This is a genomic window from Spiroplasma sp. Moj (assembly GCF_016082285.1).
GTDB classification, from domain to species: Bacteria; Bacillota_I; Bacilli_A; order Mycoplasmatales; family Mycoplasmataceae; genus Spiroplasma; species Spiroplasma phoeniceum.
On record NZ_MQTY02000132.1, the window covers coordinates 1 to 2406 of the forward strand.

Genomic DNA, 2406 nt, shown 5'->3' on the forward strand with positions numbered 1-2406 from the left:
ATAATTTTAGATTCCTATAATTTCTATTTTAAATATATTTTATAGGAATTTTAAAATAACTAGGTTATGCAAGAAGTCTATTAAATCATATCACTTTTTATAATTTTAATTACTTATTAGCATCTTGATTTTTATTAGATATAAAAATAAAATTAAATTATTAATTAAGAAAGAAGGAACAATATGCCAGAATTACCAGAAGTTGAAACGGTCCGTCGTATTTTAACAAAACATGTTGTTGGAAAAACAATTACTGATTGTCAAATTTTTTGAAATAAAATAATAAAATATCCTCTTGATTCAAAGAAATTTATAAAAAAAATTGTTAAACAAAAAATTAATCGAATTGATCGAATGGGGAAACATTTACTATTTATATTGGATGATTATGTTTTAATTAGTCATTTACGTATGGAAGGCAAATATTATTTTACACTAAAAGATGAACATGGTGAATGACAACATATTATGGTTTTATTTGAACTTGATCATCAATTTCAATTACGTTATCTTGATACAAGAAAATTTGGGACAATGCATTTATATAATAAAAATGATTATTTACAACAAGCACCATTGAATAAGTTAGGATATGAACCATTTGATGAAAAAATTACAGTTTCATATTTAAAAAATGCTTGGCAAAATAAATCACAGCCGATTAAAACAACATTATTGGAACAAAATGTTATTGTTGGAATTGGGAATATTTATGCCAATGAAATTTTATTTGCTTCTAAAATTCATCCTGGTGAAAGAACAAAAAATTTAGTTGATCAAGATTATCAAAATATTATTGACAATACAAAATTAGTTTTACAAAAAGCCATTGATGAAGGAGGAACAACGATTGCAACTTATCATCCTGAACCAGGAATGGATGGTAAATTTTTACAACAATTAAAAGTACATGGGCGTAATAAAATGGAATGTGTTAATTGCCATAAATTAATTGATAAAATTTTTGTCAATGGACGAGGAACTTATTTTTGTAATTATTGTCAAAAATTAAAATAAAAAGGCATTCCTTGTTTAGAAATGCTCTTTAGAAAAAACTATGAAAAAACTATTTACTAACGGATACCTATCTTTGGGTATTACCTTTTAGGAGTCCCATCCATCAGGTAATGATAAGCTCTGTTTGTTTACTATAATGTTGCCATATAGTACTTTATTTATAACACGGGTTTTTAAAAAAGAGGATAAGAATTCTAAAAATTATATTTTTTTTCTTTTTTTGGTAAATTTTGGTAAATTAGGTAAATATTAATAAATTCTTTTGTTTTATATTATTTTTTAAAATAAAAAGTTTATAATATTATCGTAATATTTTATATTAGAAGGGAAAAGAATTATGAGACAAAAATATCATGCTAGATTAGTTAATGCTAGTGAAATAATTAAAAAAGCACATCAAAATAAATATGCTGTTGGTCATTTTAATATTAACAACCTAGAGTGAACAAAAGCTTTATTAGAAGCTGCGCAAGTAAAAAAAACACCAATTATTTTAGGAGCTTCAGAGGGAGCGATTAAATATATGGGAGGTTATAATTTAGTTGTTGCGATGGTTAATGCGTTATTAGACTCATTAGACATTACTGTTCCAGTAGCATTACATTTAGATCATGGTCAATCAGTAGAAAGTTGTAAAATGGCAATTGATGCTGGTTTTTCCTCAGTGATGTATGATGGTAGCCACCACCCATTTGTTGAAAATCTAAAAAATACAAAAGAAGTAGTAGCATATGCAAAAACAAATGGTGTATCAGTTGAAGCTGAAATTGGTACAATTGGTGGAGAAGAAGATGGTGTAGTTGGTGCTGGTGAAATTGGTGATCCAAAAGAAGCTGCGGAAATGGTAGCAACAGGAATTGATTTTCTTGCTGCAGGAATTGGAAATATTCATGGTCCTTATCCAACTGGATGACCAGGTTTAAATTTTCAACCTTTAGAAGATATTCAAGCTGCTGTAAAAATTGGAATGGTTTTACATGGTGGTAGTGGAATTCCGCAAGAACAAGTTAAAAAAGCAATTTCATTAGGAATTAGTAAAATAAATGTTAATACTGAATTACAAATTGCATTTGCTGCTGCAACAAGAAAATATATTGAAGAGGGAAAAGACAAATCAGAAAATGGGAAAGGGTTTGACCCACGAAAATTATTAAAACCTGGATATGAAGCAATTAAAGCAACATTTGATGAATTAACATCATGGTTTGGATGCAAAGGTAAAGCATAAAAAACATTTCATTCTTGAAATGTTTTTTTCTTTAATTTTATGTTTTGTAAACTGTAAAACGAAACGCGCTAAAACAACTCTTATTAAAGGGNTGTTTTTTTATTTGTAAACCCATAATTATTAATTAATTCAGAGAAAGGACAGCATCTTAAGTTCTTAAA

The 2406-nt window shown here is 27.3% G+C and carries 2 protein-coding genes; both read left to right on the forward strand.

Annotation, left to right across the window (positions count from 1 at the left end; genetic code table 4):
• Positions 1–183 precede the first annotated feature (183 nt).
• Complete coding sequence (gene mutM / locus BST80_RS05005) at positions 184–1017, forward strand: DNA-formamidopyrimidine glycosylase (protein WP_415746239.1); 834 nt, start codon at positions 184–186, stop codon at positions 1015–1017.
• A 337-nt stretch (positions 1018–1354) separates the two neighbouring features.
• Positions 1355–2245 carry a class II fructose-1,6-bisphosphate aldolase gene (gene fba, locus BST80_RS05010; RefSeq protein WP_415746240.1) on the forward strand — a complete coding sequence of 297 codons (891 nt, stop codon included), beginning with the start codon at positions 1355–1357 and terminating at the stop codon, positions 2243–2245.
• Positions 2246–2406: the final 161 nt, after the last annotated feature.